Genomic DNA, 23,602 nt, shown 5'->3' with positions numbered 1-23,602 from the left:
ACGAATACAGCCTGGCGGTCGGTTGACCTCTCCTCATTTCCGTGCTGCATTAATTAGATTAAGTTACTTTGATTTGATGTCAAGCCAGAGCTTGGGAGGTTGAGATGCTGGCGACATTCAACAGCAGCTAGCGCGCGCCCGCCTTTTCGGAAGGGATCTGCGCCAAATTAAAGTGATGCGGCATCCGGTCGGACGCGCGGCGCATCGCCCCCGCAATTTTCCTGAAGAAAGCACGAGCGATCGCGGATGGCCGCGATGGCAGGGTTTGGTTTTGCCCGGCTGCGTGGGGCCGGAAACTGTCCATGGAGGAGAAGATGCGTTTACTCATTCTCGGCACCGGCGGCATGGCCAACCAGCACGCCGCGCGCTTCAAGGCGATCGAAGGCGTCAGCGTCGTCGGCGGCGTCGATGTCGTCCCGGAGCGGCTCGCCACCTTCTGCACCGAACACGGAATCGCCAACCATTTCACCTCGCTGGAGGAGGCGCTTGCCTGGGGCGAATTCGATGCGGTGGCGAACGTCACGCCCGACAGCATCCACCACCCGACGACGCTTCAGGCGATTGCTGCCGGCAAACATGTCTTTTGCGAAAAGCCGCTCGCCACCGATGCGGTCAAGGCGATGGAAATGACCGAGGCGATCGAACGGGCCGGCAAGGTCGGCATGGTCAATTTCACCTATCGCAATTCGCCGGCGCTGCAGAAGGGCCGGCAGATGGTGCTCGCGGGCGAGATCGGCGCGGTGCGCCATGTCGAGGCGTCGCATCTGCAAAGCTGGCTGGTCGGCCGCCACTGGGGCGACTGGAAGAGCGAAAGCAAATGGCTGTGGCGGCTGAGCAAGAAGCACGGCTCGAACGGCGCGCTCGGCGATATCGGTATCCATATCGTCGATTTCGCCTCATACGGTTCAGGCCTCGACGTCGCCCATGTCTTCGCGCGGCTGAAGACCTTCAACAAGGCGCCCGATGATAAGATCGGCGAATATGATCTCGACGCCAATGACAGCTTCACGATGAATGTCGATTTCACCAATGGCGCAATCGGCACGATCCAGGCGACGCGCACCGCCGCCGGCCAGATGGATCAACTGCGTCTCAGGGTCTACGGCGAAACCGGCTCGATCGAGATGATCTACGACACCGGGCAATCGACGCTGCGCGCCTGTCTCGGCGAAGACGTGCACACCGCAACGTGGCGCGACGTGCCCTTCGATCCCGTCGAGACCAACTACCAGCGTTTCGTTCAAGCGGTGCGGGCGGGCCGGACGCAGGAACCATCCTTCCGCCGTGCCGCCAATATCCAGAAGGTCCTCGACAAGGCGCTGGCCTCCGATCTCAGCCACGCCGACGAAACGCTGACCTGACCCCGTCAAAGCGCGTAGCGTTTTGGCCTCAAGCCGAAGCGGGCGGCAGCAGCAGCGTGTTGAGGAAGGGCAGGAGGGCAGCACCGAGCGCCACGCCGCCGCCGCTGAAGCTCGCCGGTTTCATCGGCGAAATCCAGGGTGTCAACAGCGGTCTCGTCGCGGTGTCTCGCCGCTCGACGGAAAGCTGATGGATCAGCGCTTCGATCACGCCTTGCGGCAGATCGCTGCCGATCATGACGACGCTCGGGGCGATGAAGCCGGCCATGGCGATGATCGGATCGAGCAGATGGCCGGCGGCCTCGCGTATCCACTGCGACAGCGACGGGGAAGAGAATTCCTCGCCCTGGAGCAGGCGCGTGAATTCGTCGTCGCCGATGCGTGAACGCAGGGAGGAAAAACCGACGACGGTGTTGAGCCGGAGATTGTCGGGGCCGGTCAGCATTTCGCCGATGCTGCCTGCCCGGCCATGCACGCCGGAATAAGGAATGCCCCGGATGAGAAAGCCGGCCTGGACGTCGTCATCGATGATGATCATCGCCAGTGCGCCCTCCCGCGTGGAACTGCCGATGGTGCGCTCGGCGAGAAGGCCCGCCGTGCATTCGTTCTCGACGTAGGGACGCGCAATCGTCGACATCGCGGCGATCGCGTCGCTCTCACCCTCCATCCAGTCGTTGGCGGCGATGCCGAGCCCAATGATCGGCAACGCCGCGTGGCGGTCGACCATATCCCTGGCGGCCGCATGCACCAGCCTGACCTTGTCTGCTGGCTCCAGGCCGAAATAGACCCGGTCATGCACCTGGCCGCTCAGATCGATGAGCACCATTTCGCCACGTCTCTGTCGAAGTTTGACCCCGACCGAGAAGGCGCCCTCTGGCCGAAGCGCGAATTCCGTGGCCGTCGCCCCACCGCCAAGCCCGTTGCGACGGTTCGACGTGACGAGTTTCTCTTCCGCCAGCCGCCGCAGAATATTGGTAATGCCAGGCCCGGTCAGCCCGCTATGCTGCCCAAGCTCGGTGCGCGTCAGCGGCCCATGCCGGCGGATGGCTTCCAGGATGACGCGAATATTCCGGTCGGCGATCTCCCCCGACCTCAGGCCAACCGTTTTGGCGCGCGGAACGCCGACCTCCTGGGTGTGAAGCCGACGCGGCCCTGACCGAAGATACCGCATAACCGTCTTTCCTAAAGCAACATTTCGGTTGTGTAACACGCTTGTCGGTGTTCGTAACGGTTTTCCAAGAGAGGCGTCACAAACTAAATCAGTTGCATCAGGGTATTGGATTGGTGATGGGCAGCGCGGTGTTCAGGAGAAGTGATCATTTCTCGGGAAGACCCGACATGGCGACACCCATCCGGAAGGCATCTTCAATGCCTCTCCTGGATCAATGCGTTCCACGCGCAAGAGCGTGGCCTCATCGAGCGGCCGTCGGTCTAATAGCTGCAAGGACGATCGTTGCCGAAGCCATCGCGGCAGGCAGGTCGGAGCGCATAGTCAGCGCCGGTATAGCCAACCGAGCCGGTTTGTACGGAGTCATATGAACTCGTTGTACACGACGACGAAACGGCAACCGCAACAACGGCTGTGACCGCTGCCAATAGTTTGCGAATCTGAAGCATCCCCGCCCTCCCTATCGCTCGCCGGGGGCCAGCGATTTCAGCATCATTGCCGGGCAGATAGGGCCGGTGCGGCATTGGTAAACCGCGATCGCCGATCAAGATTCCGTTATCCCTAACCTGACGCGTTCTCGACCTCGGAGAAGCTATCGGTCTCAATCTCCCTGGATTCAGCGGGTGGAGAGCGGCGGCGGTGGCGGTGGGGTCGTCGAGCCGGAGGCGAGGGAGCGCTGAACCATCACGCTGTCCGCCCAACGGTCATAACGATAGGCAACTCCCGGCAACAGGCCGACGCGAACGAAGCCGAAGCGTTCGTGCAGGGCGAGCGATGCAACATTGTCGGCGGCGATATAGCCGATCATCTGCCGGAAACCGGCCGCCGCGCAGGCATCGATCAGTCCCCGCATGAGCAGGCTCCCAATGCCCTGGCCGATATGGTCGTGATGCACATAGATCGAATGCTTGACCGTATAGCGGTAGGCAGGGCGCTTGCGGAACAACACCACATAGGCGTATCCCACGACCTTTTCACCCTCGATCGCCACGACATGTGGAAAGCGGCGGTCTTTCAAATTTTTGCGCCGTTGCCGCAGTTCTTCCGGTTGCGGCGTGTCGCTATCGTCCACCCCAACGTCGATGCCGCGGCGAATATGGCGGTGATAGATCGCCAACATGGCGTCGACGTCGGTTTCCCGGGACGGGCGAATGACGATCGTTCTGTCCTGCTTCATGACTGACCTGAGTTTCCCAGCCTATTCCGCGACGACGTAGGTATAAAGCCGGATGCGACCGGATGGATCGATCTCGCGATAGACCCCTTGAATTTCCACCTCAAAGCCGGGGAAGGTGTTGAAGCAGGTTTCAAACATCTTGAGATAGTCGATCATGGGCTTTGCCCTTTCCGTCAACCGCTCGCCCGGCACGATGGTAGCGATACCCGGAGGATAGACCACGAACGGCGTTGTTGCGATGCGGCCGACAATAGCGTCTATCGGCAGATACTCCACATCGTTGCGCACCAGGCAACGTGCGGCATCATGGGGTGAGAGCGCGATCGGCGGCAGGTGGTCAGCGGAAAACTGCATTGTCTGAAGTGCGCTGACATCGGCTTGACGGAAGAAGCTGTGCATTTCTCTGCAGAGATCGCGCAGCCGCACTCCCGAGTAGCGGCCCGGCCGGCGACGATAGAATTCCGGGATTGCCTCTTCCAGCAGCGCATTGTCGTCATGGAGCTTTTTGAAGGCAACCAAGCCGCTGATCAGGGTGCCGGCTTTGCTGGCCTCCACGCCGGGGGTGAGGAGGAACAGCAGCGAATTGAGGTCGTTCTTTTCCGCAACGATCCGGTTTTCACGCAGATATTGCGCCACCACGGGGGCCGGAATTCCATGCTCGGTGTATTTTCCGCTTACCCGGTCGAAGCCGGGGGTAAGCAGTGTGAGCTTGTTCGGATCGGTCATCGCAAAGCCCGGCTCCATGGCGGGAAATCCGTGCCATGCCGCCCCCGATGTCAGGTGCCAGAAGGCTGGATTGGTGGCGAGCTGGTCGGTGGCAATGCTCTCCCACGGCACGTCGTGCACCGCGCCGGGGCCGGACACGTCCGGGATCGCGACCCGATCCGGCACGAACGGTTCGAAGAACCAGCGACGCTCGGGGCGGTGTTCCTTTTCCTCGAATTCGCGGCGCACGGCACGGATCTTCTTGCGCAGCTCGATGCCGAGGCGGATCGTGTCGTCCCACAGCACTTCGCCCGAGCGGCCCTTCATCATCTGCGCTCCCACGTCGAGCGAAGCAAACAGTGGATAGAAGGGCGACGTCGACGCGTGCTGCATGAAGCTTTCATTGAATCGCCGGTGCTCCACTCGGCGTTTTTGGCCGGTGATATGCCGGTCTTTCATGTGGATCTGGGAGGCCTGTGAGAAGCTTGCGAGCTGCTTATGGGTGGATTGCGTGGCGATGATGCCCGGCGCGTCGGGGCCGAGATCGGCAAGGCCCATGGCAAAACGCCCGGCATAGAGCGGATGAAATTTCATGAAGCCCGCCCAGGCCTCGTCGAAGAGAATGTAGTCGCACAAATGTCCGATACGCTTGAGGATCATCTCGGCGTTGTGAATGGTGCCGTCGTAGGTGCACTGTTCCACCACCGCGACGCGGAACGGGCGTGGCTTCTTGTAGGCCTCGGGGTCTTTCACCAGCGGATGGGTGCGGATGCGTTCCCGCAGGGCTTCCTCGTCCATGGCCCCAAAATCGATGGGACCGATCAGCCCATAAGCGTTGCGGGTGGTCGGCAGGTAAACCGGAATTCCTCCGGAGATCATCAAAGCGCCGTGATGAGCGGCCTTGTGGTTGTTGCGGTCGAACAGCACGAGATCGCCATCGGTGACGAGCGCGGAAAGCGCGACCTTGTTGGAGGTGGAGGTGCCGTTGAGGACGAAATAGGTCTTCTCTGCGCCGAAAATCTTGGCGGCTTCCTTCTGTGCAGCCAGCGCAGGTCCCTCGTGGGTCAGCAGGTCGCCGAGATCAAGCACGGAATTGTCGAGATCGTCTCGGAATACCGCTTCGCCAAGATGCTCCATGAATACCCGGCCGATGGGGCTCCGGCTGTAAAAGATGCCACCATTGTGCCCGGGGCAGGTCCAGAGGTGGTTGCCCTCCTCGGCATAATCGACCAGCGCGCCGAAAAACGGCGTCTTCAGCGTTTCTGCATATTGCTTTAGCCGGCTGATAAGGCTCTTGGCGATGAAGGCGGGCGTTTCTTCGGAGAGGAAGACATAGCCGTCGATGAAATCGAGCACCTCAACCGGCACATCCTCGAAGCGTTTACGACGGATCAGCAGGATGATCGGAAACTCGAGACCGCGCCGGCGCATCAGGTTGATGAGAGAGGCCGTCTTCCCCTCGAGCCCCTTTTTACCCCAGTCAACCAGCATGCAGCCGATGGCGGCGTCCGTCTGCACGGCGATCTCGGCATCTTCGAGATTGCGCGCGCGCACCACCTCAAAGCCGGAGCGTTCGATCTCCTCGACGATCTGGCGGTAGCGGGCACCCTCCAGATCCTCGTTGTCAAAGGTCGGCGTTGCGAACAGAAAGTTGAAACGTCTGAAATAGTCCATCTGTGTACCCGCTCCTGATTTGGCACGAGGTGTCGACGTATTTCATGACATGCTTGTGACAGAGTATAGGGTGTTCGAAACCCATGCACAGAATGGCATTTTATCATTCATGTCGTCGGATCATGGACGATGATGCCTGCTTTGGTCCACGCGACCGGAGATTTGGAAGCGACAATCGGCCATCGCCACGCTCGTGCCCGTTGCAATTGATTTTTGCAGGCTTGACGCCAAATCAAAGTTACTTAATCTAAGCGCCGGCTGGACCCGCTGGGAGGAGGGGCCGGCATTTGCGATCCTTGTCGCACCATCTTCATCTCCCGAAGCCATGATTCCGGATCGCGCGCCGCCGATTTTTGAACAGGATAAGCCATGCCGCTCACCATTGCCCAACGCCTCGACAGTCTGAAGGTCCGTATCGCCGAGCTCGCGCATTGGCGGGACCGGTATAGCAGCCCGATCGACGGCTGGACGTTCGAGGGCGAACCGATCGCCCATCATAAGGATTGGCCGCATCGCCAGGGCGTCGTGCATTTTGCCGTCAGTGCCGAGGCGCCGGCGAACTGGCCGCTCGAAGATATCCGCCTGCAGCTCGATCTCGGCGGCGAGAGCCTGATCACGCTGACCTATCCCGGCGGCGCGACGGAGACGTTCGGTCTCGATCCCTATCACCAGGAATTCCCGGTCACAGGTCGCCGCTTCAAGATCGCGACGGAAAGCGTCGCCCGCTTTCCGTTCGGCGAGCCGAACCGGGCGCCGCGGCTGAATAAGGCCCGGTTTATCTGGCTCGATCGTCCTGCTCATCAGCTGCATCTTCTCTTGAAGCAGGTCACCGAGGCAATCGGCATACTCGGCGAACATGAAGTCGTGCCGCATCTGGTCGATGCCGCCGAGCAGGCCTTGCGCAGCCTCGACTGGCCGTCGGATACGGCGGCTTACATTTCCCGCACGTCGGGCGCCGTCATGCAGCAGAAGATCTGGGAACTGCCGGAGCTCGAGGCCAATCCGGCGGGCCTCTCGGACGAGCAGAGCGCTTCGGCGGCTTCCGCTTTCGAGGCGCTGACGGCGCGGTTGAAGGAATTGCAGAAGCGCTTCCCCCCGAATGGCGAATTGCTGCTGACAGGTCATGCCCATATCGACCTTGCCTGGCTTTGGCCCTATCGCGAGACGCGGCGGAAGATGCGGCGCACCTTCAATACGGCGCTGTCGCTGATGGAGCGCTCCGACGATTTCCGTTTCAACCAGTCGACCGCCCATTATTACGCGCAGATGGAAGAGGAAGACCCGGAACTTCTCGATCGCATCAAGGCGAAGGTCGCGGAAGGGAAGTGGGAAACCATCGGCGGCATGTGGGTCGAGCCCGACACCAATATGCCCACAGGCGAAAGCCTCGTCCGCCAGGTTCTCTACGGCCAACGTTATTTCGAAAAGACCTTCGGTGCGCGCCACACGGTGTGCTGGCTCCCGGATTGCTTCGGTTTTTCCGGCGCCCTGCCGCAGATCCTGAGACAGGGCGGCATCGACAGCTTCTTCACCATCAAGGTCAACTGGAGCGAGACCAACCACATCCCCTCCGATCTCTTCTGGTGGAGGGGCCTCGACGGCAGCCAGGTGCTGACCCACACCTTCGACAATCCGATGCAGGGATATAACGGCTTCGTGCAGGCCGACTGCTATGTGCCGACGTGGAAGAATTTCCGCGGCAAGGTACAGCACGATACCTCGCTTCTGGCTGTCGGCTACGGCGATGGCGGCGGCGGCGTGACGCCTGAAATGGTGGAGCGCGAAGTGCAGCTGCGCGATTTCCCGGCGATCCCGCAGGCACGTTGGGGCACTGTCAAAAGCTTCTACGAGCAGGCGCACAAAACTGCTGGGGAGAAGAAGCTTCCCGTCTGGGATGGCGAGATCTATCTCGAACTGCACCGCGCCACGCTGACGACCCAAAGCGGCGTCAAGCGCAAGCACCGCCAGGCCGAACGCGCGCTGATCACCGCCGAAACGCTCGCTTCGCTGGCCCATATGCTCGGCGCCGACAAGCCCAAAAGCCTCGAAGCGGATTGGCGCGTGGTGCTGAAGAACGAATTCCACGACATCCTGCCGGGATCGAGCATCCGCGAAGTCTATCAGGATGCAGAACAGGAGCTCGGCGGCGTCATCGAACATGCCAAAGCCGAGCAGGCCAAGGCCTTGCAGACGCTGTCGGCCCATCTGCCGAGGGGCGGGGTCGGCGATGCGCTCGTCGTCGTCAATCCCTCGCTTGCGCCGAGGGCGGTGAGCGCCAGGCTGGCAGACGGTACGGTGGTTTCGGCAGCCGATATTGTCGCCCCTTTGTCAGTCGCCGTCTTCGACAGACAGGCGCTGCAGCGGGCGGGCGGGCTGAAGGTCGGCCCGGATCGCCTGGAAAACGATCATCTCTCGGTCGTCATCGGTAGCGACGGGGCCGTTGCGAGCCTCATCCACAAGGCAACGGGCCGCGAAGCGGTCGATGGCTCCGCCAACCAGCTCTGGGTCTATCCGGCCGACAAGCCGCGCAATTGGGACGCTTGGGATATGGATGCGGATTATGCCGAAAAGGCGGTCCGCCTCAATGCCCCCGAAAGCATCAGCCTCCTCGAAAGCGGCCCGCACCGCGCGGCGATCCGCGTCGTTCACCGCTACCGGAATTCGAGCGTCACGCAGACCTATGTGCTGACAGCCAATGCCAAACGGCTCGACATCGAAACGACGATCGACTGGCATGACCGCCGCACCCTGCTGCGCACTCTGAACCCGATCGACGTCAGAGCCCGAAAGGCGACGTTCGAATGCGCCTTCGGTGTCGTCGAGCGGGCGACGCACACGAACACCTCCTGGGAGCAGGCAATGTTCGAGGCTGTTGCCCATCGTTTCGTCGATATCAGCGAGCCGGGTTTCGGCGTGGCGCTCATCAACAATGCCAAATACGGCCACAGCGCCCGCGGCAATGTGATCGGCATGAGCCTCGTGCGCGGGCCGGTCTATCCGGATCCGCTGGCCGACGAAGGCGAGCAGAGCTTCACCTATGCGTTGCTGCCGCATGACGGCGCCTGGCATGAAGGCGGTGTGCTCGACGAGGCGATCGACCTCAATCAGCCGCTTCTCGCAGCGGAAGCCAAAGGTCTCTCCCTGGGCAGTTTCGCGCCGCTTGCCATCGACGGCACTCCCGTCGCCTTTTCGGGTCTGAAGTCGGCGGAAGAGGGCGATGGCCTGATCCTGCGCCTCTACGAACCGGCTGGCCGCCGCGGCCGCCTCTCCCTTGCCCTGCCTTCCGGATGGGTCGCATCGCAGGCGCTCAATATTCTCGAAGAGCCGATGGAGCGGAAAGGACCTGCCGATATCATGCCGTTCGAGATCCGGACCTGGAGGCTGAGCAAGGCCTGACGCTTCATTCTTGAGAGACGCCGCCGCTTCGATGCGGCGGCGCGCTCCAATGGTCTCGCCGGCCGCCGCTCAGGACAATCTCCCGGATCATCGCCAGCCATATCCAGATTGGGCATTTAATATCCCAATCACGCAGCCGAGTTTTTGCGGCCGCGAAAGTGAACTTTTTATTAGATTTTGATTGATTTGTTAGTCGGCTCAGGCCGCTTGGCAAACGTATTTCCTTCAACCGTAAGGTGATCGCGATTGTCGGCCGTAGATATTTCGGTCGAATGAAGTCGATCGCCTATTTTGTAGCCAGCTGGGGATATGACGACTCCTGTTGCCGCCAAGCAGGAACTCAACATGCCCGCAAGCATCTTTTCGCGCATCAGCACTAAACTGGCCACGTTGTCCGGGATCGGCATTTTCCTGGTGACGGTCATGCTCCTTACCGTCTGGCAAGGCGGTCAGCATGTCTACGAACGCGCGAAATATCAGGAGGGTCAGCTGATCGTTTCGCGCGATCTGGTCGACGCCAAGGCTTCATGGCGCGGCATGCAGGTGGGCGTGCGCGATCTGCGTCTCGCCAAATCCGCCGATGACATTGCCAAGGCTACCGACTACATCGCCGCCCGCCACCATTCGGTTATGAAATACCTTGACGAGGCCATGGCCGGGCTGCGGATGCAGGTCAACAAGGACCGGATCGTGAAGCTCAAGGCTTTGGGCGAGACCCTTTTCGCCGCCACGGGCGACATCGCCGAAATCACCAAGGCGAAGATCGCCCTCAAGGCCGGCGACACCTCCCTCGATGCGAAAGAGAAAGAGGCCCAGACAAAACTGCTGGCGATCTCGGATGAAGCGGCCAAGTTGCTCGATGAAGGCGTGGACTCGGCCAAGACGATGGCGGAGAAAGCCGAGGAAGAAGCGAGTGCCGCTGCCGCGCTCGTCCTGTTCCTCAATCTCGGTATCGGCCTGCTGACCATCGTCACGCTGATCGGGGCTGCCATATTCGGTGCCCGGGTGATCGCAAAGCCGATCGGCCGGATTACCGACAGCATGAACGATCTCGCCCACGGCAATCATGACGTCGATATCCCCTTCGCCGACCGGAGCGACGAAATCGGCCAGATGGCCCGCGCTGTCGAGGTCTTCAAGCAGAATGGCATCAAGATCCGGGAACTGGACGCCGCCGGCGCAGACAAGCGGATCAAGGTCATCGAAATGCAGAAGAATGTCGACGCAGTCATCACTGCCGCGGGTGCCGGCGACTTCACGCGGCGGGCGGCCGCAGAATACGGCTACGAGGACCTGAACAGTTTCGCCACGGGCGTCAACTCCCTCGTTGCGTCGGTCGATCGCAGCATCGCCGAAACCTGCCGCGTGATTGCGGCGCTTGCCAAAGGTGACTTGACCGAAGACATGAGAGGCGAGTTCCAGGGCGCCTTCGGGGAACTCAAGCAAAATGTCGACGCGACCGTGAGCAATCTGCGCTCTGTTCTCGGCGAGGTGCGGGCGGCTGTAGACATTATCAACGGCGGCGCCGGCGAGATGCGTATCTCCTCCGGAAATCTGTCGCAGCGCACCGAGCAGCAGGCAGCCTCGCTGGAGGAAACCTCTTCTGCTCTGGAGGAGATCACTGTCGCAGTGAAGCACTCGACCGAGCGTGCCTCGGAAGCCAGCCATATGGTCGACGAGGCGAAGAGAAGCACCGGGCAGTCGAGCGCCGTCGTCAGCGAGGCTGTTTCGGCCATGGGGCGGATCGAGCAGGCGTCGGGCGAAATCAGCAAGATCATCAGCGTCATCGACGAGATCGCCTTCCAGACCAATCTTCTGGCGCTGAATGCCGGCGTCGAGGCGGCGCGGGCTGGTGAGGCCGGCAAGGGCTTTGCCGTCGTGGCTCAGGAGGTGCGCGAGCTGGCGCAGCGCTCGGCCAATGCCGCCAAGGACATCAAGGTGCTGATCAACCGTTCCAGCGACGAGGTCCATTCCGGGGTGAAGCTGGTGACGGCGACGGGCGAAGCGCTAGGCAATATCCAGAACCATGTGGTCAAGATCGACGAGCATGTGCGCTCGATCGCAACGGCCGCCCGAGAGCAGTCGACCGGCCTCTCCGAGGTCTCGACCGCCGTCAACCAGATGGATCAGGTGACCCAGCAGAACGCCGCCATGGTCGAGCAATCCACAGCCGCGACCAACCGGCTGGCGGAGGAGGCGGCCAATCTTGCCCGCCTGATCGCCCGTTTCAAGCTGGATGCCGCCCAAATGGCGCCGCGCGCCGCCACCCCCCAAAGCAAACCAGTCGCCTCGCCGGCGCGCACGCTCGGTCAGAAGCTTGCGGGCGCCTTCGGCGGACGCGCCGCAACCGCGACGGCCGCTGCCACGTCATGGGAGGAGTTCTGATGCCGGCGCGTCACGGACCGTCGCGGTTGGTGACGCGGGAAAGCGGTATGAAATTTTGATCGATGAATGCCCGGCCCCTGGGAACAGGGGCCGCTTCATCTGCGGGCAGACAATCTTTCCCGCAGCCTCTCCGAGGCGCGTGCGGATGCCGAACGGGCAAGGGAAGAGGAGGCGGCCGCCTCCAAGGCGCACGAGATCGCGGCGAGCCGGGCCGCAGGCAATCCCGTCGCCAAAGAATTGCGCAAGGACGGCATTGTTTCCGGCGCGCAGCTCCAGGACGCCCTGATGCGACAATCCGTGTTGCACAGCCGTAAAGCCGATGCCGGAGTGTTGCTTGAGACCCGCAAGCTCGCCCGGCTTGCCGTCCAACAGCGGGCAGAACAAGCCGCTGCCGATTTTGCCGCTGCCCAGAAGGCGGTCGTACGCACCGAAATTTCAATTGAAGCAGCAGAAAAACGGGCGCGACGATTAAGGTCGACCTAACTGCCGATGTCCAATACAAATTGCGTGGACGGCTTCCACGCCGAGGCTTGTAAGCCGCCAGCCGACATGGGCCTCCAGGCGCGATAATGTCGAAGCTGCAGACCGTGCATGATGCGATAAGTTCGCATCTGGCGCGGATACTTGAACCGGCAATCAGGCGGATAGCCTGGGAACGAGACGCCCCGGCAAGATGACTGTCTCGACAGCACGGGCGCCGATTATCATCTCCACTATCGTGTTAATCATGTCATAAGTGGGCTGCTCGTAAGTCGTCAGCCCATAGGCGGGCGTCGCGCCAAGCGCGATGTTGTCGAAGCCGACCACGGCAAGGTCTTGCGGAACGCGGCAACCGAATTCACTGCGGGCCGTATCCATGGCTCCCAACGCCAGAATGTCATTTTCACACATCAATACATCGATACGTGAGGAAGAGGGGGTTGCGCTTAGATAGGCTCGCGCCGCCTCGGCGCCCGCCTCAGCACTGTATCGGTCCGTATTCAGCTCTACGATACTCTCGACACCCTTCCGCCGCCAGAAATTCGCGTAGTGATGGCGCCGGCCGAGTGCCGTCGACAGGGTTCTTGCTCCCGTCATGAAACCCGGACGGCGATAACCCTTGTCGAACAGGTAATCGACCATTTGGCTGAGAGCGAGTTCAGCATCGCAGGCGATTGCAGGGACGCCAGGGATCTGGCTATCTCTTGCCAGAACGAACATCGGCGGGAAACCTGGGCCGAGGCGTCGATCGCCGAGCGTTTCCTCGCGAAATGCCGTCCCAAACAAGATCACCGCGTCGAATTGTCGTTGATCGGCATTGATCAGGGCGTGTACATGATCGAAATGCCGGTTGATATTGATCAACACCGTTAACAGACCCTCCGCCTGCAGGCGCTCGGTGAGCATCTCCAGAACCGGGAGCTTGTGCGGATTGGTGAAGTCGTCGACGAAGACCGCGACCTGATGGGTGATGTTCGTCGCGAGGCTGCGGGCAAGCAGGTTCGGCGAATAGTTCAGCGCCTCGGCGGCCCGAAGTACCTTCTGCCGGCTGGCGTCGGTGATGGATGCGCCTGGCGTAAACGCACGGATGACCGTCCATTTCGATACGCCCGCAGCTTCCGCCACCTCTTTCGCGGTTGCCCTTTTGCGCATGCCTTTCTCCTCTCAATTGGAATGAATATTCCATAAAAAAATAAAAATGGAATGGATGCTTGATTTTTGCCGACGATAAAGTAACTTGGCCCTGCTTGCTACCGGTAGCAAAGGAGTTGCACCCGGTAGCAACAGCTGGTTCGCATGAGGCGGACTGTTTTGGGAGGGTAAAATGAAATTAGGTTTGAAAGCGCTTTTCGCAGGCGCCGCCGTCGCTGTTGCGCTGATGGGCTCTTCGGTGGTTGTCAACGCGGCGGACATTCGCATCGTTGCCGTCACCCACGGCCAGGCCAATGACCCGTTCTGGTCCGTGGTCAAGAACGGCGTCAACGCGGCCGCTAAGGATATCGGCATCAGCGTCGACTATCGGGCGCCGGAAACATTCGACATGGTCTCGATGGGGCAGCTCATCGATGCGGCCATCAATCAGAAGCCTGACGGGCTTATCGTCTCCATTCCGGACGCCTCGGCGCTCGGTCCGTCGATCAAGAAGGCCGTGGCCGCCGGCATTCCGGTTATTTCCATCAACTCGGGATCGGATGTTTCGAAGGAGTTGGGAGCGCTTCTGCATGTCGGCCAGGACGAATACACCGCGGGCAAGGCCGCCGGTGCGAAGCTGCATGAACTGGGCGGCAAGGAAGGCTTGTGCGTCAACCAGGAGGTCGGCAATGTCGCGCTCGATCTGCGCTGCAAGGGCTTTGCCGACGGTTTTGGCGCCAAGGTCACGGTTCTGCCCGTCAGCAACGATCCGGCCGACGTCCGCGCAAAGGTCAAGGCGGCGCTGAGTTCGAATGCCGCTGTCGATACCGTCATGGCGCTCGGCGCCGGCACCGCCGGCGAGCCGTCTCTGGCGGCTGTCGAGGATGTTGGAATGACCGGCAAGATCAATGTCGCGACCTTCGACCTCTCGGCAGATTTCCTGAAGGCCGTGGCCGACGGCAAGGCAGCCTTCGCGATCGATCAGCAGCAGTTCCTGCAGGGCTATCTGCCGGTCGTATTCCTGGCCAACTACGCCAAATACGGGCTGATCCCAGGCGGCAACGTTCCGTCCGGGCCGAACCTGATTACCAAGGAAAAGGCTGCCCAGGTTGTGGATCTCTCCGCCAAGGGCATTCGCTAACCGGAATTGCCGAAAGGCATTCTCCCAGCATCTCCTCCCCGATGGGGAGGAGGTTTTGAAGCACAGAACGCTGCCGAGCAGCGTCGCCCCTACCTTGAACTACGTCCCACTGGGAGGAGTATGGCTTTGCTTGAGCAGAGAACGCCGGCCGCATCGAAGGCCGATGAGCGCGTCAAACAAGTGAGTTTCCTGACGCACATGATGCGGCGGCCCGAACTGGGTGCTGTCGCCGGCCTTGTCCTCGTCATCGTGTTTTTCTTTCTTACCGCAGATTCGACGATGTTCTCCCTTTCGGGCCTGATGACCATCATGGCACCGGCATCGCAACTGGGAATCCTCGCCATTGCAGCGGCACTGCTCATGATCGGCGGCGAGTTCGATCTGTCGATCGGCTCGATGGTGGCTTTCGCAGGCCTGATCTTCGGAGTCATCCTGACCAATTTCGGTCAACCGCTTTCGGTTGCCATCGTCATGACGATGCTGTTTGCGGCGTTCATGGGCGCGATCAATGGGCAAATCGTCATCCACACTCGCCTGCCGTCGTTCATCGTGACCCTGGCATTTCTCTTCATCCTGCGCGGATTGACCCTCGTCGGTCTGAAATGGGCCACCGGCGGCTCGACGCAGCTTCGCGGCATCGGCGACCATGTGAAGGACAGTCCGCTGCTCGGGCTCTTTTCCGGCGATGCGCTGAAGGGCCCATTCGTCTGGCTTGCAGATCACGATCTGATCGACAAGTTCCCGAACGGCCTGCCGAAAGTCACCGGCATCCCGGTGTCGGTCCTGTGGTTCGTCGTGCTTGCCCTGGCTGCAACATGGGTCCTGCTGCGCACCCGCACAGGCAACTGGATCTTCGCGGCCGGCGGCGATCCGAATGCAGCAAGAAACTCAGGCGTCCCCGTCCATAGGGTGAAAACCGGCCTGTTCGCGTTGACGGCGTGCGCCGCCGCGCTGGTCGCCATCATCACCGTGCTTGATGCCGGCTCGACCGATGCCCGACGCGGTTTTCAGAAAGAGTTCGAGGCGATCATCGCCGCCGTCATTGGTGGATGCCTGCTCACGGGTGGCTATGGCTCGGCAATCGGCGCCTTCTTCGGAGCGATCATCTTCGGCTCGGTTTCCATTGGCCTGACCTATACCAAATTCGACTCCGACTGGTTTCAGGTCTTCCTCGGCTCGATGCTGCTGCTGGCTGTTCTCTTCAACAATTTCATCCGCCGCAAGGTTACCGGGGAGCGCTGATCATGCCAGACGTCAATAACCGAACGCCGATCATCGAAGTAACCGATATCGTCAAGCACTATGGCTCCGTGATCGCTCTCAACGGTGTGTCGATGCAAGTGTCGGCCGGAGAGGTGCTTTGTCTCCTCGGCGACAATGGCGCGGGCAAATCCACGTTGATCAAGACGCTGTCCGGTGTCGTCCGGCCAAGCGGGGGTTCGTTCCTGGTCGAAGGCAAGCCGGTCAATTTCCGCAGTCCGCGCGACGCCCTCGATGCAGGGATTGCGACGGTTTATCAGGACCTCGCCATGATTCCGCTGATGTCGATCACGCGTAATTTCTTCATGGGGCGGGAGCGCCGCAAGGGCATCTTCCCATTCCGTCACTTCGACCTCGCGCACTGCAACGATGTCACGCGTGAAGAGATGCGCAAGATCGGCATCGATATCCGCGATCCCAATCAGGCGGTGGGCACTTTGTCTGGTGGCGAACGCCAATGCGTTGCGATTGCGCGCGCGGTCTATTTCGGTGCCAAGATCCTTATCCTCGATGAGCCCACCTCGGCGCTCGGCGTGGCGCAAACCTCAATGGTGTTGAAGTACATCCATCAGGTCCGGCAGAACGGATTGGGCGTGATTTTCATCACCCACAATGTTCGGCACGCCTATGCGGTGGCGGACCGCTTCACCATCCTTAATCGCGGCCAGACGCTCGGCACTTTTGCCAAGGCGGAGATCGCGATGGACGAGCTGCAGAACCTGATGGCGGGCGGCAAGGAGCTGCAGCAACTGTCCGCCGAGCTTGGCGGCACGATCTAGCACTGCTTATCCGGCGGCGCCGATTGGCTGTGAGAGGCTGCCGCCTTCTCAATCATCAAACATGGAAAATGATCATGATCGACGGTTCGTCGAACACCTCATCCCCCTTCATCCTCGCTGTCTGCGCCGAGATGATTTTCAAGTCGCTCCCCGTTGTCGAGAGGTTAAAGCGTATTACCGAACTCGGCTTTCATGCCGAAATCTGGGATTGGACAAAACACGACATCGCCGCGCTTGCGCGATCGGGAGCGGTCTTTTCGTCAATGACGGGCTATGTGTCCGGCACGCTCGCTGATGACGACGGCGCGGACGAATTACTGCGAACCGCGACTTTATCGATTCCCGTTGCCCGGCAGCTGAATTGCCCGCGTCTCAACCTGCATGGCACCGGTCTCGACGGCAACGGGCTGCCGGTCGTCAAGGCTGATCAGGTGACGGGTTCCATGTGGCTCAAGGCACGCGATACGCTGAACCGCATCGCCGACCTCGGGGAGGAGGAGGGCGTGACCTTCGTGCTCGAAAATCTCAATCAGGCAGTCGATCATCCCAGGACTCCATTTGCGAAGGCCGAGGATACGCTCGCGCTCGTTTCGTCCGTTAACCGGCCGGCGCTGAAGCTCAATCTGGACCTCTACCATGCCCAGATCGGTGAGGGGAATCTGATCGAGCTGTGCCGGCGTGCGCTCCCCTTTATCGGCGAGATCCAGGTTGCGGATGTTCCAGGTCGCATGGAACCGGGCACCGGAGAGATCAACTACAAGGCAATCGCCCGCGCGCTCAAGGACATGGGTTATCGCGGCACGATCGGCATGGAGGCATGGGCTTCCGGCGACGATGAGACGGCGCTGGCCCGCTTCCGCGACGCCTTCACGGTTTGAATATTTCGATAGTCAAGACTTACAATGGAGAGACATCAATGATCAGGTTTGGAGTGATCGGCGCCGGTCGGATAGGCAAAGTGCATGCCACAACGATTGCGGCGAACCCCAATGCGAAGCTTGCTTATGTGGCGGATGCCTTCAAGGCTTCGGCTGAAGAGCTTGCCGCGCGGACGGGCGCCGAGGTTGCCGAAGCGGAGGATGTCATCAAGTCGCCGAACGTCGATGCAATCCTCATCGCGACGCCGACCCCGGGCCACGCCGATCTGATCGAGGCCGCGGCGCGGGCCGGCAAGGCCATTCTTTGCGAAAAGCCGGTATCCCTGTCGGTCGACCGCATCAACGCCTGCCTCGAGGTTGTCGAGAAAAACAGGTCGACTTTGATGATTGGCTTCAATCGCCGGTTCGATCCGAACTTTGCGAGTTTGGAGGCCCGCCTGCGCCGCGGCGATATCGGAGCAATCGAGATCGTGACGATCACCAGCCGGGACCCCGCACCCCCGCCCGCCGAGTATGTCAAATCCTCCGGCGGCCTGTTCCGTGACATGATGATCCACGACTTCGATATGGCCCGGTTCCTGGTCGGAGAGGAATTTACAGTCGTGAATGCACTCGGATCCTCGCTCGTCGACAAGGCAATCGGGGCCGAAGGCGATGTCGATACCGCCGCCGTGCAAATGCAGACGGCTTCGGGTCGCATTGCCGTCATCACCAATTCGCGCCGGGCGACTTACGGCTACGACCAGCGTATCGAAGTCCATGGCGCTGCAGGCATGCTTGCAGCGAAAAATATCGCCGCGACGAGCGTCGAGCTTTCCAATGCGAACGGCGTCAGCGGCGATCCTGTCCAACATTTCTTTCTCGAACGCTATGCGCAGGCTTATGCCAACGAGATCAACGCTTTCATCGAAGCGATCAATGCCGGCAACCCGTCTCCGAGACCAAGTGGACTGGATGGGCTCCAGGCTCAAAAGCTGGCGGAGGCCGCCACAGTGAGCTGGCATACTGGCAGGCCAGTTGCCGTCAATTGACGTGAAGGCGACGCAGCCGTTCCATGTGGATCCATGCGTCGCCCGACCCCACGAATGCAAAGTCGATTTGTCCTGGGCGAAATGCATCCGCCATGGAGGCGCCAATGTCAGCCATGCATCCAATGAAAGATCAGCGTCCTCAGAGCTTTCAGGAACTAAAGCAGTCCATTGCCGAAAGAAAGATATTCTTCCCTGGCCAGGTGGAACAGGTCGCCAGGCGGATGCTTGAGCATCCGGAGATGGTCGCGTTCGAAAGCGCTGCTACGGTAGCAAAAAAATGCGGCGTCTCGCAAACGACAGTCATACGGTTGAGCAGCTTTCTCGGAATTGGATCATACCGAGGCCTCAAGGATTTCTGCGCCAGCTATATTCGAGAGCGATCCAAAGGCGTGTCACCCGCTCATTACCCTCCCCAGCGGCCATCGCGCAGTGTCAGGTAGCGCTATCCGGGCCTGTTCATTCCTTCAGGTCGAGGCTTGCGAGCAGCCTGATAATATAGGCTTCCAGCCCGCCCACCATGTCGAAACGGTCGGGATCGCGCAGCCAGAGCATCTGCAGGCCGTCCATGACGGCGATCAGTTCGGCGGCCATGGCGTTGCCGTCGATGCCGGCATCGATCGAGCCGTCAGCGGCGGCCCGCTCGAAGGTCGCGGCGATATGCTGCTGCATCTCGGTGGCGCGATCGAGAAACCAGGCTTTGGCGGGGTGGCCCTTCATCAGGCTCTCGGCATTCAGGATGGCGAAGGCCCTGATAACCTCTATCATGCCGGCATTGCGGCGGAAGATCTCGACCATGCCCTTGAGCAGGCCGCGAAGATCGGCGCGATAATGGCCGATGAAATCGGCGCTATCGAGATCGCGCTTGGCGAGGATCGACAGCAGCAGATCAACCTTGGTCGGGAAATGATGCAGCAGGCCGGGCAGTGACAGGCCGACGTCGCTGGCGATATCGCCGATCGCGGCATTCTGGTAGCCGTCCTCGGCAAAGCGCCGCATCGCAGCCGCCAGGATCTCCGCGCGGCGCGTCTCCCCCTTGCGGGATCGCCGCCGGCGCTTCTCCTCTCCGACATTCTGTTCCGACAATTCCGCCATCGTCCCCGGTCCCTTTTCCATGCTCTCCATTCCATACATCAGCTTTGCTTGATTGACATCTTAAAAATACCGAGTAATCGGTAGGTTTAAGGATTGAACCCTCGGGAGGCTTGCATGATCGATTCCATTCTCGACAAGATGACCCTTGAGGAGCAGGTCTCTCTGCTCTCGGGCGCCGATTTCTGGACGACGGTTCCTATCGAGCGTCTCGGCGTGCCGAAGATCAAGGTGACGGATGGGCCGAATGGCGCGCGCGGCGCCGGTTCGCTGGTCGCCGGCGTCAAGGCGACCTGCTTTCCCGTCGCCATCGCGCTCGGCGCCAGCTGGAATCCCGATCTCGTCAAGCAGATGGGGGGCGCCCTTGCGCGCCAGGCCAAGAGCAAAGGAGCGGCCGTGCTGCTCGCGCCGACGGTGAATATCCATCGCTCCGGTCTCAATGGTCGCAATTTCGAATGTTATTCCGAAGATCCGGTGCTGACATCGGAACTCGCCGTCGCCTATATCGAGGGCGTGCAAGGCGAGGGGATCGCGGCAACCATAAAACACTTCGCCGGCAACGAATCCGAGATCGAGCGGCAGACCATGTCTTCCGATATCGACGAGCGGACGCTGCGCGAAATCTACCTGCCGCCCTTCGAACAGGCCGTCCGCCGCGCCGGCGTCATGGCCGTCATGTCCTCCTATAATCGTCTCAACGGCACCTATACCAGCGAACATCACTGGCTGCTGACCGAGGTGCTGCGCCAGGAATGGGGTTTTGACGGTATCGTCATGTCCGACTGGTTCGGCTCGCATTCGACAGCCGATACGATCAATGCCGGTCTCGATCTCGAAATGCCGGGTCCGGCGCGCGATCGCGGCGAAAAACTGATTGCCGCCGTGCGCGAGGGCAAGGTCGAGGCCGCGACGGTGAAGGCTGCGGCGCGGCGGATGCTGCTGCTGCTCGAACGGGTCGGCGCCTTCGAGAAGACGCCTGACCTCACGGAGCAGGCGATCGACCTGCCGGAAGACCGGGCGCTGATCCGCCGCCTTGGCGCGGAGGGCGCGGTCCTGCTCAAGAACGACGGCATCCTGCCGCTTGCCAAGACCTCGCTCGACCGCATTGCCGTGATCGGACCGAATGCCGCCACCGCGCGCGTCATGGGCGGCGGCAGCGCCCAGATTGCGGCGCATTATACGGTGAGCCCGCTCGAAGGCATTCGCGCCGCCCTTGCCAATGCCAACAGCATCAGCCATGCGGTCGGCTGCCGCCATAACCGTCTGATCGACGTGTTCAAGGGAAAGATCACGGTCGAATATTTCAAGGGACGCGGCTGCAAGGGCAATCCGCTTCATGTCGAGATCGTCGACAAGGGCGAGTTCTTCTGGTTCGAACTGCCGTCGGGCGATCTCGACCCCGCCGATTTCTCGGCTCGGATGAGAATGCAATTCGTGCCGGAGGAGAGCGGCGATCATGTCTTCGGCATGACCAATGCCGGCCTGGCGCGGCTCTTCGTCGACGGCGTACTGACGGTGGATGGCCATGATGGCTGGACGCGCGGCGAAAACTATTTCGGCACCGCCAATGACGAGCAGCGCGGCACTGTCGCACTCGAAGCCGGCCGGGCCTATGCGGTCACCGTCGAATACGAGCCGTCCATCGCGAGCGGGGAGGGCATCAACCTCATCGCCATTCGTTTCGGCGTGGAAAAACCGCTCGGCGAGGGCGATATCGAGGCAGCCGTCGAGACGGCCCGCAATGCCGATGTGGCGCTTCTCTTCGTCGGCCGCGACGGCGAATGGGATACGGAGGGGCTTGATCTGCCCGACATGCGGCTTCCGGGCCGGCAGGAAGAACTGATCGAGCGGGTGGCCGCCGCCAATGCCAATACCGTGGTCGTGCTGCAGACCGGTGGCCCTGTGGAAATGCCGTGGCTCGGCAAGGTCCGCGCCGTGCTGCAGATCTGGTACCCGGGGCAGGAGCTCGGCAATGCTGTCGCCGACGTGCTGTTCGGCGATGTCGAGCCCGGCGGACGCCTGCCGCAGACCTTCCCGAAGGCGCTGGCGGACAATTCCGCCATGACAGGCGATGCCGCCGTCTATCCCGGCAAGGACGGGCATGTGCGCTACGCCGAAGGCGTCTTCGTCGGCTATCGTCACCACGACACACGCGCCGTCGAGCCGCTCTTTCCCTTCGGCTTCGGCCTCGGCTATACCCGTTTCAGCTGGGGTGAACCGCGGCTTTCGGCCGGCGAAATGGGGCCTGATGGCGTGACTATAAGCCTCGACCTGACCAATATCGGCGACCGGGCGGGCTCGGAACTGGTGCAGCTCTATATCAGTTCGCCAAAGACAAAAGTGGAGCGGCCGGCCAAGGAGCTGCGCGCCTTCGCAAAGCTTTCGCTGCAACCCGGTGAGACCGGCACGGCCGTGATGAAGATCCGGTCGCGCGATCTCGCTTATTTCGATGTCGAGGCCGGCGCCTTCCGGGCCGAGCCGGGCGACTACCAATTGGTAGTGGCGGCGAATGCGGCGGATATCAGGTTCATCGTCGACCTGCCGTCGCCATCGGGTTATATCCTGCCGCCTCCGTCCTGAAGGCGGACTGGCGAGACCGCATCAGCTGCGCAAGCGCTGAATGGTTCGAGCGGCGATCAGGCCGCGTCGGGCTGGGTGCGCAGATTGGTGACGACGCGCCTGTTCTGCACCCGGCAGGATCGATCCGTGCAGTCGCGGACTTCGCGGTCGTTGCCGTAGCCCTTGGCCCACATGCGCTTGGCGTCCACGCCCTTTGAGGCGAGATAGGCCATTGCTGCGTCGGCGCGCTTCTGCGACAGCGTCTCCATTTTAATTGCGGAACCGGAATCGTCGGCAAATCCCTGCAGCTTGAGCAGCCAGGTCGGGTTCTTGTTCAGCCAGGCGGCCTGGTTGTCCAAGGTTGCCATGGCGACGGAATCGAGCGCGGCGGAGTCCTGCTTGAAGTAGATCCGCCGGCCGACATTGAGGATGAAATCTTCTTCGCTGCCCGCCGCCACGTTCTCGAAACCGGGCGCGGGATCGTTGGTCTGGCCGGTCATCGGCGCTGCGGTGGGTTCTTCCAGGGAGGCGATCTCGGTTGTGGAGCAGGCGGCAAGCGCCAGGAGCATGGACGCGACGAGAAGGCGCCTTGCAAATTCGGTCGGAGCAGACATCAGGGTGATTTCCTATTCAACCGGGGTTGTTTGGCTGACCTGCGTAGCGCTTTCGGCCTGGTCGGCAATATGCGGCAGAACCTGTACGGCCGTGCCGATGGGGCAACGCTGATAAAGGTCGATGGCATCCTCGTTGAACATGCGGATACAGCCGCTGGAGGCATCCTTGCCGATGCTCCATGGCTCAAGCGTGCCGTGGAAGCGATAGCCCGTGTCGACGCCGTCGCGATGCAGATACATGGCGCGGGGACCGAGCGGGTTCTTCGGTGAGCCTCCCTCCACGAATTCGGGCAGTTCGGGATGGCGTTTGCGCATCTCCGGCGGCGGTGTCCAGCGCGGCCAGAGAGATTTGGCGTCGATCGTGGCGCGGCCGAACCATTTGAAACCCTCGCGGCCGACGCCGACGCCGTAGCGGATCGCTGTCTTGTTCTCCATAATCAGGTAGAGGAAATGGTGCCTGGTATCGACGACGACGGTGCCGATCGGCTCGCTGCTGAAATATTTGACGACCTGGCGGTGCCATTTCCTGTCGATCTTGGCGAAGTTCGTCGCCCGAAATGTCACGCCATTGTCGACGGCGGTGCCGGCAAAAAAGGAAGACGCCTGAGCGAAAGCCGGCCTGCCGACCGCACCGGCGCCAAGTAACGCCAATCCACCAAGCACAATATCCCTGCGGGTCCACGGCATCGGCAATATCCCCCTCAAAGCCAAGCAGCGAAGCGTCAGTAAAGCAGATTTTTCATTTGCGACAACAGAAAATTATTCTCTTGCCTGTTG

At 61.1% G+C, this 23,602-nt stretch carries 19 protein-coding genes; 10 read left to right on the top strand and 9 right to left on the bottom strand.

All coding sequences use genetic code 11. The features are described from left to right. Window positions 1–127 precede the first annotated feature (127 nt). Complete coding sequence (locus RHEC894_RS32820; protein ID WP_125461011.1) at window positions 128–328, bottom strand: hypothetical protein; 201 nt, start codon at window positions 326–328, stop codon at window positions 128–130. Here RHEC894_RS32820 and RHEC894_RS32025 point away from each other — a divergent pair. After that, the gene (locus RHEC894_RS32025; protein ID WP_085740670.1) at window positions 315–1,361 is read left to right on the top strand and encodes a Gfo/Idh/MocA family oxidoreductase; all 1,047 of its coding nucleotides are present in this window, start codon (window positions 315–317) and stop codon (window positions 1,359–1,361) included. The genes RHEC894_RS32820 and RHEC894_RS32025 overlap by 14 nt on opposite strands. Before the next feature lie 28 nt (window positions 1,362–1,389). On the opposite strand, the gene RHEC894_RS32020 is transcribed toward RHEC894_RS32025, so the two are convergent. The 4 genes from RHEC894_RS32020 to RHEC894_RS32005 form a co-directional block, all read right to left on the bottom strand. Next, window positions 1,390–2,529 (bottom strand): ROK family transcriptional regulator, encoded by a 1,140-nt coding sequence (locus tag RHEC894_RS32020; protein WP_085740609.1) that lies wholly within the window; start codon window positions 2,527–2,529, stop codon window positions 1,390–1,392. 260 nt (window positions 2,530–2,789) lie between these two features. Next, window positions 2,790–2,975, bottom strand: coding sequence for a hypothetical protein (locus RHEC894_RS33725; RefSeq protein ID WP_085740608.1), 186 nt, complete (start codon window positions 2,973–2,975; stop codon window positions 2,790–2,792). Window positions 2,976–3,142: 167 nt separating this feature from the next. Then, entirely contained in the window at window positions 3,143–3,703 is a 561-nt protein-coding gene (locus RHEC894_RS32010) for a GNAT family N-acetyltransferase (RefSeq protein ID WP_085740607.1), read from the bottom strand. A 21-nt stretch (window positions 3,704–3,724) separates the two neighbouring features. Continuing rightward, a complete protein-coding gene (locus tag RHEC894_RS32005; RefSeq protein ID WP_085740606.1) occupies window positions 3,725–6,082 on the bottom strand; it encodes an Orn/Lys/Arg decarboxylase N-terminal domain-containing protein in 2,358 nt (785 codons plus the stop codon). Between the two features lie 369 nt (window positions 6,083–6,451). On the opposite strand from RHEC894_RS32005, the gene RHEC894_RS32000 reads away from it, so the two are divergent. The 3 genes from RHEC894_RS32000 to RHEC894_RS31990 all read left to right on the top strand — a co-directional run bounded on the left by RHEC894_RS32000 (window position 6,452) and on the right by RHEC894_RS31990 (window position 12,346). Continuing rightward, complete coding sequence (locus tag RHEC894_RS32000; RefSeq protein ID WP_085740605.1) at window positions 6,452–9,478, top strand: glycoside hydrolase family 38 C-terminal domain-containing protein; 3,027 nt, start codon at window positions 6,452–6,454, stop codon at window positions 9,476–9,478. 345 nt (window positions 9,479–9,823) lie between these two features. Then, window positions 9,824–11,863, top strand: a complete 2,040-nt coding sequence (locus tag RHEC894_RS31995; RefSeq protein WP_085740669.1) for a methyl-accepting chemotaxis protein — start codon at window positions 9,824–9,826, stop codon at window positions 11,861–11,863. A gap of 66 nt (window positions 11,864–11,929) precedes the next feature. Beyond that, the gene (locus RHEC894_RS31990) at window positions 11,930–12,346 is read left to right on the top strand and encodes a hypothetical protein (RefSeq protein WP_010069085.1); all 417 of its coding nucleotides are present in this window, start codon (window positions 11,930–11,932) and stop codon (window positions 12,344–12,346) included. A 153-nt stretch (window positions 12,347–12,499) separates the two neighbouring features. Here RHEC894_RS31990 and RHEC894_RS31985 read toward each other — a convergent pair whose 3' ends face one another. After that, the gene (locus RHEC894_RS31985) at window positions 12,500–13,495 is read right to left on the bottom strand and encodes a LacI family DNA-binding transcriptional regulator (RefSeq protein ID WP_010069084.1); all 996 of its coding nucleotides are present in this window, start codon (window positions 13,493–13,495) and stop codon (window positions 12,500–12,502) included. Window positions 13,496–13,667: 172 nt separating this feature from the next. On the opposite strand from RHEC894_RS31985, the gene RHEC894_RS31980 reads away from it, so the two are divergent. The 5 genes from RHEC894_RS31980 to iolG all read left to right on the top strand — a co-directional run bounded on the left by RHEC894_RS31980 (window position 13,668) and on the right by iolG (window position 18,563). Next, window positions 13,668–14,615, top strand: a complete 948-nt coding sequence (locus tag RHEC894_RS31980; protein WP_085740604.1) for a sugar ABC transporter substrate-binding protein — start codon at window positions 13,668–13,670, stop codon at window positions 14,613–14,615. A 120-nt stretch (window positions 14,616–14,735) separates the two neighbouring features. Continuing rightward, window positions 14,736–15,857 carry an ABC transporter permease gene (locus RHEC894_RS31975; protein ID WP_085740603.1) on the top strand — a complete coding sequence of 374 codons (1,122 nt, stop codon included), beginning with the start codon at window positions 14,736–14,738 and terminating at the stop codon, window positions 15,855–15,857. A gap of 2 nt (window positions 15,858–15,859) precedes the next feature. After that, on the top strand, window positions 15,860–16,654 hold the full coding sequence (locus tag RHEC894_RS31970) for an ATP-binding cassette domain-containing protein (protein WP_010067585.1): 795 nt from the start codon (window positions 15,860–15,862) through the stop codon (window positions 16,652–16,654). Window positions 16,655–16,728: 74 nt separating this feature from the next. After that, window positions 16,729–17,532, top strand: coding sequence for a TIM barrel protein (locus RHEC894_RS31965; RefSeq protein WP_010067586.1), 804 nt, complete (start codon window positions 16,729–16,731; stop codon window positions 17,530–17,532). A 38-nt stretch (window positions 17,533–17,570) separates the two neighbouring features. Next, window positions 17,571–18,563: an inositol 2-dehydrogenase gene (iolG, locus tag RHEC894_RS31960; RefSeq protein ID WP_085740602.1), complete on the top strand. Its 993-nt coding sequence runs from the start codon at window positions 17,571–17,573 to the stop codon at window positions 18,561–18,563. Window positions 18,564–19,019: 456 nt separating this feature from the next. Here iolG and RHEC894_RS31950 read toward each other — a convergent pair whose 3' ends face one another. Further along, the gene (locus tag RHEC894_RS31950) at window positions 19,020–19,655 is read right to left on the bottom strand and encodes a TetR/AcrR family transcriptional regulator (RefSeq protein WP_085740601.1); all 636 of its coding nucleotides are present in this window, start codon (window positions 19,653–19,655) and stop codon (window positions 19,020–19,022) included. 114 nt (window positions 19,656–19,769) lie between these two features. Here RHEC894_RS31950 and RHEC894_RS31945 point away from each other — a divergent pair, with 114 nt between their 5' ends. Beyond that, on the top strand, window positions 19,770–22,232 hold the full coding sequence (locus RHEC894_RS31945; RefSeq protein ID WP_085740600.1) for a beta-glucosidase: 2,463 nt from the start codon (window positions 19,770–19,772) through the stop codon (window positions 22,230–22,232). A gap of 56 nt (window positions 22,233–22,288) precedes the next feature. Here the strand turns inward: RHEC894_RS31945 and RHEC894_RS31940 are convergent, their stop codons facing one another. Both RHEC894_RS31940 and RHEC894_RS31935 read right to left on the bottom strand, forming a co-directional pair. After that, complete coding sequence (locus RHEC894_RS31940) at window positions 22,289–22,825, bottom strand: OmpA family protein (protein ID WP_085740599.1); 537 nt, start codon at window positions 22,823–22,825, stop codon at window positions 22,289–22,291. A 12-nt stretch (window positions 22,826–22,837) separates the two neighbouring features. Next, complete coding sequence (locus tag RHEC894_RS31935; RefSeq protein WP_085740598.1) at window positions 22,838–23,512, bottom strand: L,D-transpeptidase; 675 nt, start codon at window positions 23,510–23,512, stop codon at window positions 22,838–22,840. Window positions 23,513–23,602 lie beyond the last annotated feature (90 nt).

The sequence above is a fragment of the Rhizobium sp. CIAT894 genome (assembly GCF_000172795.2).
Classification (GTDB): Bacteria; Pseudomonadota; Alphaproteobacteria; order Rhizobiales; family Rhizobiaceae; genus Rhizobium.
The sequence above is the reverse complement of the archived record's forward strand: the minus strand, read 5'-3'. Positions and strand labels throughout refer to the sequence as shown.